A 14,963-nucleotide genomic window follows, 5' to 3' on the forward strand; every position below is an offset into this window, starting at 1 on the left:
GTCAGCCATCTCGGTTCTCGTCCACCCATTCCGGATGCTCGCGCCGGGCCCACTCTCGCGTGACGACTCCCTCGGTCATCCCGCGCATGGCCTCGGTGTCTTTCCACGCGTACGTGATGTGCCCGACCACCAGCAGGCCGAATCCCAGTGCGAACCAATCGTGTACGAAGGTCGCGCCGATTCGCCAGTTCAGCGGGCTCCAGTTCTGGAAGTACATCACCGCACCGGTCAGCAGCAGCACGAGAATCGACCCACCGCTGAGCGCGCCGTTCAGCTTCTGACCGGCGTTGAACTTACCGACCCCCACCGCCCCGAGGCGACGGGCCTTGGAACGCAACCACTTCCAGTCGTCGTCGACGAATCTGTTGAGGCGCGCCATGTCCCGTCGGTAGCCCCTCGATATCGCACCGGCGACCAACGGAACCGGAAGGAGGAAACCAGACCACACGTGCACGAACTCCACAATCGGGCGGTGCCCCACCAGCACTGCGAGCGACCCGATGTACAGGATCGCAGCGGTGACGATGCAGACGATCACCAGAATCCCGACGGCCCAGTGCACGTATCGTTCGACCCGTCCGAAGCGAGCGAGCTCAGCCCGTTGGGTCATCGCGACGCCCGTTCGATTCGCCGACGTATGCGTCGATGTCGTATCCGCGATTCTCCCAATAACCCGGCACCACGTTGTCGGTGAGCTCGATCCCGCCGAGCCACTTGATGCTCTTGTAGCCGTACATCGAGGCCACGAACAGTCGAACGGGCCCACCGTGGTCGTGGGTCACCGGATCGTCCAACATCGTCAGCGCAACCAGGACGTCGTCCGAACGCGCCTGCTCGAGCGTCAGACTCTCCGTGTAGGTCCCGTCGAACGAGGTGAAGCGAAGCGAGTTCGCCGACGCGGTGGGTCCGACGGCATCGAGAATATCGACCAATCGCACTCCGCTCCAACCAACTTCGGGTACTCGCCATCCCGTGACGCACTGGAAGTCACGTACCAACGACGTCTGCGGCATCGAACGGAGGTCCTGCAGCGTGAACGTGCGCGGTGTGTCGACGGAACCGCCCACCGTCAGGGCATAGGAGTTCTCGTCCTTGCGCGGCGCGCCCTGCGTCACCGAATAGAACCGAAAGTTGTTCCCGACGGGAATCAGCCCGATCAATCCCGTCGGGTCGTGGTTACCGATCGGACCGAGTACGGAAGCGAGACCCTTCTGGATCGCCCCGCCGCCCACGATGCCCGCGGCACCGGCTGCCAACAGGCCGAGCACGACTCGGCGACCCACGGGACTACCCGGGATCTCTCGTTCGTCGATCGGCATCCCTCCACTGTCCACGCTCGACGCCGATCCGTCACCTGGCGATGCTCGAAGTCTGGATGTTCGACGCCGGAAGTCCTACCGTGGAAACATGGCACTGTCGAAGGCAGAACGCGAAGAATTTCTGGCCGAGTCTCGGATCGCCGCCTTGTCCGTCGCTGCGGGTCCGGATCGGGGGCCGCTCACCGTCCCCATCTGGTACGACTACACCCCGGGCGGTGACGCGTGGGTCCTCACCGGCAGAACGTCGCAGAAGGCCCAATTGATCAGGGCAGCAGGTCGATTCACTCTCATGGTCGAACAGTCGAATCCGACGATCAGATACGTGTCCGTCGATGGGCCGGTCGTACGCGAAGAGCCCAACACGCCGGAGCTTCTGCGCGCCATGGCAGCGCGCTACCTACCCCCGGAGAAGGTCGACGGCTACCTCGAGATGGCGAACAGCGAACACGAAGAAAACGTGGTGTTCTACCTGCAACCGGAGCATTGGCTGTCGGCCGATCTCGGGGCCATCTGACCGCCGATCACCGTGTGAACGGCGGTCCGTATCCCGGAGGAGGACGGTTGTAGGTCGGCGCGACGGGGTTGTTCCTCTTCGGACCTATTACCGCATCGATACCGACGGCAATCCACGCCGGCACCGCGATACTCACCAACAGCACAACATCGAGAACCGCGGGCGTCGCTCGAGAATTGAATGCGTCCAACATCAACCAGTGGGCGAAAAGCTGAAATACCGACCCCACCACTGCGGAAATCGCGACCACCACCAAGGTCACCAGTGAGCGGCGTCGGACCAGAACCCACGCAAGTACGGCAGGCACCATCACGATGATGGACAGCAACGCCGCATAGACCACGTAGTCGCTGATGCCGAAGTAGACCGGCCCCAACTCCGCAATCACCGAAATCAAGACCGAAATGCTCAACGCAGCAACGGCAACGATGCGTCGGACCGGAGCAACGGGCTGAAGCACACAGAACACGGCCAACGCGAGAGACGGAATCGTATTCGCTGCGAGAAGGTGGAGGGAGGTGCTGCCGAGAGGCCCCATCGCGAGTCGCAAACCGAGACCGATCACGCACCCCACGACGAGTATCACGATCGACACGACGCTCGGCCGCGGTGACATCCGAGGCTGAGGACGCGGTGGCTGCGGCGGATACGCAACCGGTGGTGGCTGATAGCCGTAGTTGCCTGGACCGTGCATGAGTCCGTCCTTCCGTGGGTAGTGGAGGCCGGGCAGTCACCCCCCGGTTGCCTGCGATGAACCATAACGAACCAAGTGGTATTTCGCGAGAGTACGGACTCGCTGCGGCTACGCGGAGAGGTACCCGGTGACGCACCCGACGCGACGCCGAACTCGAAGTTATGGACGAATACTGAGCGATTTTCATCCATAACTTCGAGCTCGGCGGAGGATGTGCCCATGTTCGAACGTTCCCTGGGTGGTCGGCCTCATCGCTGCGGCCGCAGCCGCTGCGCTGGCAGTGCTGCTCCGCCGCAGTGGTGCGAACAGGAGCCCTGAGGGCACTCAACCGCACCACTGCGCCGGAGGCGCACTACTTCAGGACGATGTTGACCATTCGACCCGGGATCACGATGATCTTGGTCGGGGCCTTGCCGTCGAGCAAGGCCGCGATTTTCTCGTCCGCCAGAGCCGTCTTTTCGACGTCGTCCTTCGTTGCATCGGCAGAGACGGTGATGCGGCTGCGTACCTTGCCGTTGACCTGGATGGGGTAGTCGACGGTATCAGCGACGAGCCACTTCTTCTCCACGCGCGGGAATGGCCCGTGCGCCAACGACTTCTCGTGACCGAGCTTGCCCCACAGCTCCTCCGACAGGTGCGGAGCCAAAGGAGCCAGCATCAGGATCAGCGGCTCGACGACCCCGCGCGGGGCACCGTCGGGGTAGGCCTTGGTGATGTGGTTGGTCAGCTCGATCAACTTGGCACCGGCCGTATTGTCGCGCAGCGCAGCGTAATCCGCGTGCACGCCGTCGATCACTCGGTTGAGCACTCGCAGCGTGTCCTCGGTGGGCTTGGCATCGGTGACGCGGACCTCGCCGGTCACCTCGTCGAGCACCAGTCGCCAGACGCGCTGCAAGAACCGCTGCGCGCCGACGACGTCCTTCGTCGCCCACGGCCGCGAGGTGTCCAGCGGCCCCATCGACATCTCGTAGAACCGCAGGGTGTCGGCACCGTACTCGGCGAAGATCTCGTCGGGGGAGACCGAGTTCTTCAGTGACTTACCCATTTTCCCGTACTCACGGTTGACGGGCTGGTCCTGGTAGAAGTAACCGCCGTCGCGTTCGATCACCTCGGCCGCGGGCACGTAGACCCCACGCGCGTCGGTGTAGGCGTAGGCCTGGATGTAGCCCTGGTTGTACAACCGGCGGTACGGCTCGCTCGAGCTGACGTGACCCAGATCGAACAACACCTTGTGCCAGAAGCGCGAGTACAGCAGGTGCAACACCGCATGCTCGACGCCACCCACGTAGAGATCGACCCCACCCGGATCGTTGGGTCCGTGGATCTCCGGACGCGGTCCGACCCAGTACTTTTCGTTCTCCGGGTCCGCGAAGGCCTCGGAGTTGGTGGGGTCGACGTAGCGCAGCTGGTACCAGGAGCTGCCGGCCCACTGCGGCATGACGTTGGTGTCGCGGGTGTAGGTCTGCAGTCCGTCACCCAGATCGAGCTCGACGTTGACCCATTCGTCGGCCTTGGCCAGTGGTGGGGACGGCTCGGAGCTGGCGTCGTTCGGATCGAACGACACCGGGGCGTAGTTCTCGATCTCCGGAAGTTCGACCGGCAGAGCGGAATCCGGCAAGCCGTGCGGGTTGCCCTCGGCGTCCCAGACGATCGGGAAGGGCTCACCCCAGTACCGCTGGCGCGCGAACAGCCAGTCGCGCAGCTTGTACTGAATCGTGCCGCGGCCGGTGCCGTCCGCCTCCAGACGTGCGATGACGGCGGCCTTGGCCTCGTCGACCGGCAGGCCGTCGAGGAAGTCGGAGTTCACCAGCGCACCGTCGCCCACGTACGCTGCCTCGGTAACGTCGCCGCCCGAAATGACCTCTTGCACAGGCAGACCGAAAGTTGTCGCAAATTCCCAGTCACGGGCGTCGTGGCCGGGTACGGCCATGATCGCACCGGTACCGTAGCCCGTCAGCACGTAATCGGCGATGAACACCGGCACCTGCTCGCCGTTGACCGGGTTCGTCGCGTAGGCGCCGATGAAGACGCCGGTCTTCTCCTTGTTCTCCTGCCGCTCCAGATCGGACTTGGCGGCGATCGACGCCCGGTATGCCGCAACGGCTTTCGCGGGAGTCGCGGCACCGCCGGTCCACTTGTCGGAAACGTCCGCCGGCCACTCGGGAGCGATCAGCCCGTCGACCAGATCGTGCTCGGGCGCGAGCACCACGTAGCTCGCGCCGAACAGGGTGTCGGGGCGAGTGGTGAACACCTCGATGCCGGAGAACGAGACCTGCGCACCGCGGGAGCGTCCGATCCAGTTGCGCTGCATCGTCTTGACCTTCTCGGGCCAATCCAGGTACTCGAGGTCGTCGACCAGGCGGTCGGAGTATGCCGTGATGCGCATCATCCACTGCCGCAAGTTCTTCCGGAAGACCGGGAAGTTACCGCGATCGCTGCGGCCGTCGGCGGTGACCTCTTCGTTGGCCAGCACCGTACCCAGACCGGGGCACCAATTGACCATCGAGTTGGACTCGTACACCAGACGGAAGCCGTCGATCACCGCACGGCGCTCGCCGACGGTCAGCGACTCCCAGGAGCGGCCGTCGTCCAAAGTCCGCTCACCCGAGGCGAAGGCCGCATCCAGTTCCGCGATGGGCCGCGCCTTGCCGACGTCCGTGTCGAACCACGAGTTGAAGATCTGCAGAAAGATCCACTGCGTCCAGTGGTAGAAGTCGACGTCCGTCGTCGCCAGGGACCGTCGACGATCGTGCCCGAGGCCCAGACGTCGCAACTGGCGCCGCATGTTGACGATGTTGTCCTCGGTGGTGCTGCGCGGGTGCGTGCCGGTCTGCACGGCGTACTGCTCGGCGGGCAGACCGAACGCGTCGTACCCCAGCGCGTGCAGCACGTTGCGGCCCTGCATGCGGTGGTAGCGCGCGAAGACGTCGGTGGCGATGTAACCGAGGGGATGGCCGACGTGCAGGCCGCTGCCCGACGGATACGGGAACATGTCCTGGACGAACAGCTTGTCTTTCGGGACGTCTCCGGCGAGCGTGCCGACCGGGTTGGGCGCGTCGAAGGTGCCCTGGGTCTCCCACAGGTCCTGCCACTGCTCCTCGATCTGTCCGGCGAGCTCCGCGGTATAGCGGTGTTCGGGAACGGACTCGGTGGATGCGTCAACGGAATCGGTCACGTCGACCAGCCTAAAGTGTGACGCGGCCCGCCTGGTACCAGGACCTCGCTGCGCCGTATCCTGGCGAGGTGGTCATCGTCTCGGTTGTGTTGTTCGTGCTCGCCCTCGTCGTCGGCGCTGTCGCTGCGCTGTCGCTGCTGGGTCGGCTCCCGCGTAACCGTTTCGCCGGTGTTCGCACCACCGAGGCCATGCGCGACGACGAGACGTTCGTTCTCGCCAATCGCGTCGCCGGGCCGACCACCGCGGCATCGGCTCTGGTGCTGGTCCTCGGCGCAGTGGCGGCGGTTGCGTTGAGTGGAGTATCGGCCGTCGTCGCAGTCGTCGTTGCCCTCGTGGCCGCTCTGTTCATCGCTGCGGCCGGCGGATCCATCGGGGCCCGCGCCGCAGCGGCCGTCCCGCCACCCGCCGAGGCGGACGGATGCGGAAGCTCGTGCATCTCGTGCAGCCTCAAGGACGCCTGCCAGCCGAGCTGAGCAGATGAAAACGAGAGCTGCGCGCACGTTCGACCCCGCTGGAGTGGTCTTCGGTGTTCTCGGACCACTCGTCGTCGCTGCCCTGGTTCTCGTCCTGGCCTACCTGTGGCAGGGCCGACTACCGGACCAGGTCGCCACGCACTTCAGCGGCACCGAACCGGACGACCTCGCCGATCCACTCTCCAATGCCTGGACACTTGCGATCGTGATCGTGCTGGTGGGGGGCGGGTGCAGCGCCGTCGCGTCGCTGGCTCGGGTGCTGCTGATCATGCGCCGAACGATGCTCGTCATCGGACTCACCGTCGTCGGCATGATCGGTGTTCTCCAGATTGCGACCCTGACGCGGGAGTTGGACCTCTCGTCCGGCCAGAGCGTCACCATCCCGGGCTGGGCCATCGCGATGGGCACCGTCATCGGATTCGCCGCTGGGCTGTTCGGTGCTTCCAGGCTGCGCGACCACCGCGAACGCGTGGTCGCCACCTCTGCGCCGCATGCCGATCTCCCGCGCTGCAATCCCGAGCTACCCCTGGTGGTCCGCGTCGGTGCCAGTCGCGTCGCCGGGATCACCGTCGTAGTGATCTCTCTGGCCGGAGCCGGGTTGACGTGTTATCTGACCAGCTCGCCGTGGCCGATCTTTCTCTTCGTCCCGCTGACGATTCTGATTCTGTCGCTGCTGCGCTTCACCGTGCACATCGACAGCGACGGGCTCTACGTGTCCAGCCTGGGCATGGCGGCATTCGACTACGACATCGACGAGATCACCGGTGCCTCGGTGCGGACTGTCGATCCGGGTAAGGACTTCGGCGGTTGGGGTCTGCGGGCCAAGGGGCGCGGGAACTACGCCGTCGCTACCGAAGCCGGCCCCGCGGCCTTCGTCACCTTCGCCAACGGTGACCGGCTCACCATCGGTTCCGACCAGGCCGACACGATCGCAGGCACCCTGAACACCTTGACCGCCCGCACTCGAACCGCAACGGTGGATTAAGTTAGCCGAGTGAAGTTGTTGCGGGATACCGTGCTGGATCCCTTCTTGCTGAGCATCTTCGCAGTGGCGGTACTGGCGAGTCTCTTCCCGGCGACCGGCACGGCCGAGGATGTGCTGGGCTGGGTCACCCGGATCGCCATTGCGCTGCTGTTCCTCATCTACGGTGCAAGGTTGTCGCCTCGAGACGCTTGGGACGGCATCAAGCACTGGCGGCTGCACTCGGTGATCCTGGCGTCGACCTATCTGCTGTTCCCCGCGCTCGGCCTGGCTCTGCGAATACTCGAACCCGGATTGATCAGCGACGACCTCTACACGGGAGTGCTGTTTCTCTGCCTCGTTCCCTCGACGGTGCAGTCCTCGATTGCCTTCACCTCCATCGCCCGCGGCAACGTCGCCGGCGCCGTGGTGAGCGCGTCGTTCTCCAACATCATCGGAGTGTTCGTCACCCCGCTGCTGGTGATCGCGTTGATGACCACCACCGGATCGGTGAGCATCGATCCGAGCTCGATCCTCGACATCGTGCTCCAGCTGTTGCTGCCGTTCGCCGTCGGTCAGTTGATCCGGCCATGGGTGACGGGATGGCTCACCCGGCACAGCGCGCCGACGAAGCTCGTCGACCGAGGCTCGATCCTGTTGGTCGTCTTCGCCGCATTCAGCGAGTCGATGAACCAGCACGTGTGGTCCTCGGTGGCGGTGTGGCGCATCGCCATCGTGGTCGCGGTGTGCGCTGTGCTGCTCGCCGTCGTGCTGACGATCACCTGGTACGCGGGCAAATGGTTCGGCTTTCCCCTCGAGGATCGACTGGTGCTGCTGTTCTGCGGGTCCAAGAAGAGCCTGGCGAGCGGCCTGCCGATGGCCGCGGTGCTGTTCGTCGGACAACCCGTCGGACTGATCGTGTTGCCGTTGTTGCTCTTCCACCAGATCCAGCTGATGGTGTGCACCGTGATCGCTCAGCGATTCGCTCGGCGACCGGAATCGGAACCGAGCCCGGCGGCCTCCGCGGCGGACTAGATTGGGTGTCACTCGAGGCAATGGGGAGAAGACGATGACCAGGAAACTTCACACCGACGGTGTCGTCTCGGCGGCCTACACAGGCCGACTCGCCACCAATCCTGTTCCCGCACTGCGCCTTCCCGAGGAACAACTCGACCCCGACGCGGCCTACCGCTACATCCACGACGAACTGATGCTCGACGGTAGCTCGCGCCTCAATCTGGCGACGTTCGTCACCACCTGGATGGATCCCCAGGCCGAGAAGCTCATGGCGGAGACGTTCGACAAGAACATGATCGACAAGGACGAATATCCGTCCACCGCAGCCATCGAGGAACGGTGCGTCAACATCGTCGCCGATCTGTTCCACGCGCCCGGACTCGACCGCGAGGACCCGTCGTCGGCCACCGGGGTCTCGACCATCGGATCCAGTGAGGCCGTCATGTTGGCCGGCTTGGCGCTCAAGTGGCGCTGGCGAGCCAAGGGAGCCGGCACCGGCACTCCGAACCTGGTGTTGGGCAGCAATGTTCAGGTGGTGTGGGAGAAATTCTGCCGCTACTTCGACGTGGAGCCCAAGTACCTTCCGGTCGAGCGCGGTCGCTACGTCATCACCCCGGAACAGGTTCGCGACGCGGTGGACGAGAACACCATCGGCGTCGTCGCGATCCTCGGCACCACGTTCACCGGAGAACTCGAACCGGTCCAGGAAATCTGCGCTGCACTCGACGAGATCGCCGACGGCGGCGGGCCGGACGTACCGGTCCATGTCGACGCGGCCAGCGGCGGCTTCGTCGTTCCGTTTCTGTATCCGGAACTCGAATGGGACTTTCGGTTACCTCGGGTCAAGTCCATCAATGCCAGTGGGCACAAGTACGGATTGACCTATCCGGGAATCGGATTCGCCGTCTGGCGAACCAAGGAAGACCTCCCCGAAGACCTGGTGTTCCGCGTGAACTACCTCGGCGGCGACATGCCCACCTTCACACTGAACTTCTCCAGGCCGGGCAACCAGGTGATCGGTCAGTACTACAACTTCCTGCGTCTGGGCCGCTCCGGCTACACCGACATCATGAAAGCACTGCGCGACACCGCTGTTCGCGTCAGCCGACACCTCGAGAAGCATCCGGACATCGAGGTGATCACCAACGGATCGGCCATTCCGGTGCTCTCCTTCATGCTGAAGGACCACTGCGAATTCACCGTCTTCGACGTGTCCCACGAGTTACGCGCCCGCGGCTGGCAGGTACCGGCATACACGATGCCCGACAACGCAACCGACGTCGCGGTACTCAGAATCGTGGTCCGAGAAGGCTTCAGCGCAGACCTGGGGCGCATGCTGTGCATTGCCCTCGACGAGGTGATCGATGGCCTGAAGTCAGGCGGACATTCGAGCGCGCAGGCCTTCGCTCACTGAGCGGCTCCGCCGCATGTGATCGGAAAGTCGACCCCTGCTACGAGGCGGGAGTGGAGCCTGCGGAACGACCCGAAGGCACTGCCGCGCACGTGCGGCGCAGCCGCTCAGTTCCGGTCGACGTCGATCGGATGGGACGCGAGCAACGCCAACGGCATCGGCTGACGACGCAACACGTGTGCCCACAGATCGATTCGCGGCGGGCCGATCACATCGGATGGCAAGGCAGACAACACCATCCAGTCCTCGCGGTCCAGTTCGCCTTCGAGTTGCCCGAATGTCCAGCCCGAGTAGCCGGCGAACACCCGCACACCCTCGATCAGTGGGGCGATATCGGCGGGATCGGAATCGAGATCGACCATCACCACTCGGCCGTCGACGCGCCGCAGTCCGGGAACGCCGTCGATCGAGACCCCGGTCCGCAGCGTCGCCAGGCACAGAGCCGAATCGCGCTTGACCGGACCACCGACGTACAGCGCCTGCGGCTTGGCGGCCAGCTCGGACCAGTCGGGGAGCACGTTCTGCACGGCCGTCTCACTGGGACGATTGATGACGACACCGAGGCTGCCGGCATCGTTGTGTTCGATGATGTAGATGACAGTGCGTCGAAACGTGGGCTCGACGAGCTCGATCGACGACACCAACAGACTGCCGGGCCGGACATCGCGCAACGCCGACGCCGTCTGGTCCTCGGGTTCCTCCGCATGCGTTGCCACGTAGCCATTGTGGCACCGCGCACCGCCGGATGTGGCGCAAGCGATGCGGCCAGTCCCTGCTCCTACTCGAGCCCCGCGATCTTCGTCAACAATCCCAACTGATATTCGAACAAGTCGTCCCTGCTGGCGAATGTCGTGGCACCGTACTGATCGAACACATCGAAGCTGATCGCGCCGAACAGCGATGCCCACACCATCACTCCCCGGGCCATCAGCTCGTCGGGCAGGTCTGTTCCCATCTCCCGGCGGATCTCCTCGAAGCTGCCGTGCAGTGATGCCGGTGCCGACACATCGGTCGGGGCCGCGGGCCGGGCATCCGCCCAGGCGGAGTCGAGGACCTGGACCAGCGCGGTGATCACGCGGGTGCCCGGCCCGGTGGTCTGCTCCGCGGGAGCGTGGTAGCCGGGTACCGGGCTGCCGAACAGCAACGCATACCGTGCCGGCTCTCGCAATCCCCACTGCCGCACCGTCCGGCCGAGGGCCAGGAACTTCTCTCTCGGTCCCTCGGCGGCGTCCACCGCTGCGTCGACGGTGTCCCCGAGCTCGGTGTATGCGTCGACGACGAGCAGGGTCAGCAATTCGTCCCGGCTCGAGACGTATCGGTACACCGCGGAGGACACGACTCCGAGATCCCTCGCGACGGCCCGCAACGACAATGCGGCCGCGCCACCGGCGGCCAGATGATCGCGCCCGATACGGGTGATGTCGGCCAGGGTCTGCGCGCGGGCTCGGGTCCGGGGGGTGCTCGCCATGGGCTCACTGTAACTGCCGCTCTTGCGAGAGAGCACTGCTCTTGCTTTTCGTGCGTCCAGGGTGCACACTCGTATCAACAGAGAGCACCGCTCTCGTTTGCAGGAAAGGGAGCACATCATGACCGAACTACACGTCGTCACCGGAGCCGGGCCCGTCGGCTGGACCGTTGCCGAACAACTTGCTGCACAGGGCCATTCGGTGCGGGTTCTGACCCGGTCCGGTAGCGGACCCGATCATCCGATGATCGAGCGCCGCGCCGTCGACATCGAATCCGATGATCTTCGACCCCATCTGAGCGGGGCCACCGCCATCTACCATTGCACCCACGCCGCCTACGACGACGCGGTCTGGCGGGACAAGCTCGAAGCGATGGAAAAGCGAGTGCTCGACGCAGCCGCGGGCACGATCGTCGCGTTCCCCGAAAGTCTGTACGCCTACGGCCGAGTCGACGGCCCGATCCGCGAGAACACTCCCCGCAAAGCCACCTACCGCAAGTTGGGTGTGCGTACGCAGCTCCTGGCGGCTCGCGAGATGCACTCGACTCCCACTGTCAGCGTCGCTGCCTCGGACTTCTACGGGCCTCGCGTCATGACGTCCCACATGGGCGAGAGGGTGATCGCGCCCATCCTGGCCGGCAAGACGATCCGCGTCATCGCCTCCGCGGACCTACCCCACTCGTTCACCTACGTGCCGGATCTCGCCGCGTCGATGATCACGGCCGCCGCGTCACCGACGACCTGGAACACCGTCCTGCACGCACCTACTGCTCCCGCGGTATCGCAGCGGTCGATGATCGAGATGTTCTCCGCCGCGGCCCACGTGCCCACTCCCAAGACAGGCACCATTCCGGCCTGGGTGATGCGGGCACTGAGCGTCGTGCCAGGACCGATGAAGGAACTCGGCGACACCCTGTACCAGTTCCGCTACCCGTATGTGCTCGACTCGAGCCGCAGCGAGACGATCCTGGGACTCGAACCCACCTCGCTCGCCGACGGCACCGCCGCAACGATGGCGTGGTGGAAGGCTGCGGTTCCTGCGGTGGTCAGCGGCAACTAGAGTCCCCTCGGTGAACGACGCCTCCTTCCGTACCCGCCTACGTCGGTCCCCAGGAGTCGGCAAGCTCACCACCATTCGGTTCGCCGGTCAGTGCGGCGACGGATTGTTTCAGGCGGCACTGAGCGGTGCGATCCTGTTCAATCCCGAGCGCGCGACCAATCCAGCCGAGATCGCGGCCGGATTTGCGGTGCTGCTCGTACCGTATTCGTTGGTCGGGCCTTTCGCCGGAGCCCTTCTGGATCGCTGGGACCGACGATCGGTCCTGTTGTGGGCGAACATCGTTCGCATCGTTCTGATCGTCGCTACTGCCATCCTGCTGTGCGCCGGAGTCGACGCGACGCCGTTGTTGCTGTTGGCGCTGGCTACCGTCGGGCTGAGCCGGTTCGTCCTGGCCGGGGCCTCTGCCTCACTGCCCCATGTGGTTCGGCAGTCCTGGTTGGTCCCGATGAACTCGGTGTTGGCCACCGTCGGGTCCGGTTTCGCTGCCGCCGGTGCCGGGCTCGCCGTCGCCGTGATCAGCCTCGTCGGTGCCGGCGATCTCGGCTCGGGTGTGGCTGTGGGTGTCGCCGCCACCGGGTCGATCGTCGGGGCGATCGCGGCGGCACGCTTCCGACCACGGTCACTCGGACCGGGCACCGAGATCCGAACCGACAATCCTGTGGAAGATGTTGCTGCCGGACTGAAGTCGGGTGCTCTCGCCGTCTGGCGAGCGCCCGGAGTGACGGCAGCCATGATCGGTATCGGCGCACACCGCGTGGTGTTCGGCATCAACACGTTGATCATGGTGTTGGTTCTGCGCGAGGCCACCGCGAGCACTTTGCCGGGAGGGCTCGCGGGCTTCGGGATAGCCGTCGGTGCCACAGCCGTCGGCATGTTCCTCGCGGCCGTCATCACCCCGTTCGTCGTTCCGCGGTTCGGACGGACCCCCACGATCGCCGCGGCCCTCGTCCTTGCCATCGCGGCCCAGCTCGGAGCCGTCTCCGGCCTGACGCAGAACAGCCTGCTGATTGGAGCCTTCTTTCTCGGGATCGCCGGGCAGACAGTCAAACTCAGCGGTGACGCCGCCATGCAGATCGAGATCGACGATGCCCACCGCGGGCGGGTGTTCGCTCTGCAGGACACAGTCTTCAACATCGCGTTCGTCGGCGCTCTGGCCGCGGCGGCATTCGTAGTCGGGCCCACCACCACCGATCTGAGCCAGGATCCCACTGCGCACGCCCTGGTGTTCGCCGGAGCGGGCCTCTACGCCCTCGGATTGATCGCAGTGGCCCTCGTCAGCAGGCGCGCACGCCGCTGACGTGGTGTACCTTTCCGTATCGGACCGGGAGTTTTCGTCGGGGAGATGGGGAACCACATGTACGGCCGCACAACGTCGCTCGGCTGTATCTTCGCGGTTGCCGCGGGAACAGCGGTCCTTGCTGCGCCCCCGGCGTTCGCCGCGCCCCCACCCCCGGTGAACTCTTGCGGCGAAACAGGATTCGATCCCAGGGACCATCCACCCGAACCCATCGGCCCGGGAAATCCGCCGCAGCTCCCCCCGCTACCGGACCGCCTGGTGATACCCGTGCCGTACCCGTCCCTCGAACTGGTTCCGGTACCCGACCCGGTCCCGAACAACACCCGCGTCCAGGCCGATCCGCTCAGCGACCCGTGCGCGGACCCGTGCCCCGATCTGACCGACCCCGCCGAATCACCCACGTCGGGGACAGGGTCTGCAGGCCGCCTGCCCTTCCCCCGAATCGAGATCGACCCACAGCCCGAAACCATCCCCATTCCGATCCCCGGCCCCGGTGGCACCCCGGCAACACCGCCCCCTGCCCCGGCCGTCACCGCAGCAGAGCCAGGGCCGAGTACGCCACCGCCGGCGGCAACCGCCGTCGGAACTGTCGATGTGGTCTCGCAGCTGACCGGACCGGGATCGACGAACCGCACCGACAAGCGCTGGCAGGTCGACGGCACCGACCTCGGCATCATGTGGGAGAGCAACCCGGGCGAGGTCGCCGTCGCATTCGGCGACTCCTTCGGCAAGGGCTGGGAATTCGGCGTCGTCGGCGGAGAGGACTGGCGGTCGAACGTACTGGGTCACAGCACCGACACCGACCTGACCGACGGCATGACCCTGGACTCGATGGTGCAGGATTCCCGTTGTCACGCAGCCGAATTACTGCCTTCGCGCAAGGTGAAGAACTGGGAGACCACGGTCATTCCCACCTCCGGGTTCGCCATCGACGATCGGCAGTACATGTCGTACATGTCGATCAGGCGCTGGAGCACGATTCCCGGACTGTGGTGGACCAACTACGGCGGCATCGCCTATTCCGACGACAACGGTTCCACCTGGGTGAAGGACGATCATGCCAAGTGGGACAACGTGTTCGGCTTCTCCAAGTTCCAGGTGTCGACGATGGTCCCGGCGGGGGAGTACGTCTACATGTTCGGCACCGTCAACGGACGCGTCGGACAGGTCGGTCTCGCTCGCGTCCCGAAAGCGGACGTGCTGAACAAGACCGCCTACCAATACTGGGTGAACGGCACCTGGGCTCCGGTCGACTCGAACGAGGCCACCCCCATCGCCGACGGTATGGCCGGGGAACTGTCGGTCCATCACGACGAATCCCGAGACCTGTGGCAGATGACCTACCTCGACCCGATTCGCGGCGATATCGTCCTGCGAGAGGCGAATTCACCGCAGGGGGAGTGGACTCCGCCCAGCACGTTGATCGACACTGCCGAGTACCCGAAGGCGTACGGCGGCTTCATCCACCCCTGGTCGACGCCGAACGAGCTGTACTTCACCATGTCCGAGTGGGACAGCTACAACGTCTACCTCGTCAAGGCCGAGCTTCGCTCGTCGTGAATGGAAGTTCGTAGTGG

14 protein-coding genes are annotated in these 14,963 nt (G+C 65.0%); 8 read left to right on the forward strand and 6 right to left on the reverse strand.

All coding sequences use genetic code 11. The annotated features are described in order from the left end of the window. Position 1: 1 nt before the first annotated feature. Together ACQR3T_RS10170 and ACQR3T_RS10175 are read right to left on the reverse strand one after the other, a co-directional pair. A complete protein-coding gene (locus tag ACQR3T_RS10170) occupies positions 2 to 610 on the reverse strand; it encodes a cytochrome b/b6 domain-containing protein (protein ID WP_428693309.1) in 609 nt (202 codons plus the stop codon). Beyond that, the gene (locus ACQR3T_RS10175; protein ID WP_428693310.1) at positions 594 to 1,319 is read right to left on the reverse strand and encodes a molybdopterin-dependent oxidoreductase; all 726 of its coding nucleotides are present in this window, start codon (positions 1,317 to 1,319) and stop codon (positions 594 to 596) included. Before ACQR3T_RS10175 ends, ACQR3T_RS10170 begins: the two co-directional genes overlap by 17 nt. 88 nt (positions 1,320 to 1,407) lie before the next feature. On the opposite strand from ACQR3T_RS10175, the gene ACQR3T_RS10180 reads away from it, so the two are divergent. Beyond that, a complete protein-coding gene (locus tag ACQR3T_RS10180; RefSeq protein ID WP_428693311.1) occupies positions 1,408 to 1,833 on the forward strand; it encodes a pyridoxamine 5'-phosphate oxidase family protein in 426 nt (141 codons plus the stop codon). 7 nt (positions 1,834 to 1,840) lie between these two features. On the opposite strand, the gene ACQR3T_RS10185 is transcribed toward ACQR3T_RS10180, so the two are convergent. Together ACQR3T_RS10185 and leuS are read right to left on the reverse strand one after the other, a co-directional pair. Further along, entirely contained in the window at positions 1,841 to 2,527 is a 687-nt protein-coding gene (locus tag ACQR3T_RS10185) for a hypothetical protein (protein WP_428693312.1), read from the reverse strand. A gap of 352 nt (positions 2,528 to 2,879) precedes the next feature. Continuing rightward, the gene (leuS, locus tag ACQR3T_RS10190; RefSeq protein WP_428693313.1) at positions 2,880 to 5,702 is read right to left on the reverse strand and encodes a leucine--tRNA ligase; all 2,823 of its coding nucleotides are present in this window, start codon (positions 5,700 to 5,702) and stop codon (positions 2,880 to 2,882) included. Positions 5,703 to 5,770: 68 nt separating this feature from the next. Here leuS and ACQR3T_RS10195 point away from each other — a divergent pair, with 68 nt between their 5' ends. From ACQR3T_RS10195 to ACQR3T_RS10210, 4 genes are read left to right on the forward strand one after another with little or no spacing between them, the layout of a single operon-like run. Next, complete coding sequence (locus ACQR3T_RS10195) at positions 5,771 to 6,175, forward strand: SdpI family protein (RefSeq protein ID WP_428693904.1); 405 nt, start codon at positions 5,771 to 5,773, stop codon at positions 6,173 to 6,175. Between the two features lie 4 nt (positions 6,176 to 6,179). Beyond that, positions 6,180 to 7,160, forward strand: coding sequence for a DUF1648 domain-containing protein (locus ACQR3T_RS10200; protein ID WP_428693314.1), 981 nt, complete (start codon positions 6,180 to 6,182; stop codon positions 7,158 to 7,160). A gap of 9 nt (positions 7,161 to 7,169) precedes the next feature. Continuing rightward, positions 7,170 to 8,171 (forward strand): bile acid:sodium symporter family protein, encoded by a 1,002-nt coding sequence (locus ACQR3T_RS10205; RefSeq protein ID WP_428693315.1) that lies wholly within the window; start codon positions 7,170 to 7,172, stop codon positions 8,169 to 8,171. A gap of 34 nt (positions 8,172 to 8,205) precedes the next feature. Continuing rightward, positions 8,206 to 9,567 (forward strand): glutamate decarboxylase, encoded by a 1,362-nt coding sequence (locus ACQR3T_RS10210; RefSeq protein WP_428693316.1) that lies wholly within the window; start codon positions 8,206 to 8,208, stop codon positions 9,565 to 9,567. A 104-nt stretch (positions 9,568 to 9,671) separates the two neighbouring features. On the opposite strand, the gene ACQR3T_RS10215 is transcribed toward ACQR3T_RS10210, so the two are convergent. Together ACQR3T_RS10215 and ACQR3T_RS10220 are read right to left on the reverse strand one after the other, a co-directional pair. Further along, on the reverse strand, positions 9,672 to 10,280 hold the full coding sequence (locus ACQR3T_RS10215; protein ID WP_032401683.1) for a YqgE/AlgH family protein: 609 nt from the start codon (positions 10,278 to 10,280) through the stop codon (positions 9,672 to 9,674). A 62-nt stretch (positions 10,281 to 10,342) separates the two neighbouring features. Continuing rightward, complete coding sequence (locus ACQR3T_RS10220) at positions 10,343 to 11,032, reverse strand: TetR/AcrR family transcriptional regulator (protein WP_032379450.1); 690 nt, start codon at positions 11,030 to 11,032, stop codon at positions 10,343 to 10,345. A gap of 118 nt (positions 11,033 to 11,150) precedes the next feature. Between ACQR3T_RS10220 and ACQR3T_RS10225 the strand changes: the two genes are divergently transcribed. Genes ACQR3T_RS10225 through ACQR3T_RS10235 form a run of 3 tightly spaced genes read left to right on the forward strand, consistent with a single transcriptional unit; the run spans position 11,151 to position 14,946 of the window. Beyond that, entirely contained in the window at positions 11,151 to 12,089 is a 939-nt protein-coding gene (locus ACQR3T_RS10225; RefSeq protein ID WP_428693317.1) for an NAD-dependent epimerase/dehydratase family protein, read from the forward strand. Between the two features lie 10 nt (positions 12,090 to 12,099). After that, entirely contained in the window at positions 12,100 to 13,386 is a 1,287-nt protein-coding gene (locus ACQR3T_RS10230; RefSeq protein WP_428693318.1) for an MFS transporter, read from the forward strand. 45 nt (positions 13,387 to 13,431) lie between these two features. After that, complete coding sequence (locus tag ACQR3T_RS10235; protein WP_428693319.1) at positions 13,432 to 14,946, forward strand: DUF4185 domain-containing protein; 1,515 nt, start codon at positions 13,432 to 13,434, stop codon at positions 14,944 to 14,946. Positions 14,947 to 14,963: the final 17 nt, after the last annotated feature.

The organism is Rhodococcus sp. IEGM1428, assembly GCF_050321865.1.
Taxonomy (GTDB): Bacteria; Actinomycetota; Actinomycetes; order Mycobacteriales; family Mycobacteriaceae; genus Rhodococcoides.

What these genes read in the sequence shown, in the direction of transcription:
- ACQR3T_RS10210 (WP_428693316.1), top strand. Translation starts at nt 8,206, where the DNA reads ATGACCAGGAAACTTCACACCGACGGTGTCGTCTCGGCGGCCTACACA.
- ACQR3T_RS10220 (WP_032379450.1), bottom strand. Translation starts at nt 11,032, where the DNA reads ATGGCGAGCACCCCCCGGACCCGAGCCCGCGCGCAGACCCTGGCCGAC.
- ACQR3T_RS10175 (WP_428693310.1), bottom strand. Translation starts at nt 1,319, where the DNA reads ATGCCGATCGACGAACGAGAGATCCCGGGTAGTCCCGTGGGTCGCCGA.
- ACQR3T_RS10170 (WP_428693309.1), bottom strand. Translation starts at nt 610, where the DNA reads ATGACCCAACGGGCTGAGCTCGCTCGCTTCGGACGGGTCGAACGATAC.
- ACQR3T_RS10185 (WP_428693312.1), bottom strand. Translation starts at nt 2,527, where the DNA reads ATGCACGGTCCAGGCAACTACGGCTATCAGCCACCACCGGTTGCGTAT.
- ACQR3T_RS10235 (WP_428693319.1), top strand. Translation starts at nt 13,432, where the DNA reads ATGGGGAACCACATGTACGGCCGCACAACGTCGCTCGGCTGTATCTTC.
- ACQR3T_RS10200 (WP_428693314.1), top strand. Translation starts at nt 6,180, where the DNA reads ATGAAAACGAGAGCTGCGCGCACGTTCGACCCCGCTGGAGTGGTCTTC.
- ACQR3T_RS10180 (WP_428693311.1), top strand. Translation starts at nt 1,408, where the DNA reads ATGGCACTGTCGAAGGCAGAACGCGAAGAATTTCTGGCCGAGTCTCGG.
- ACQR3T_RS10225 (WP_428693317.1), top strand. Translation starts at nt 11,151, where the DNA reads ATGACCGAACTACACGTCGTCACCGGAGCCGGGCCCGTCGGCTGGACC.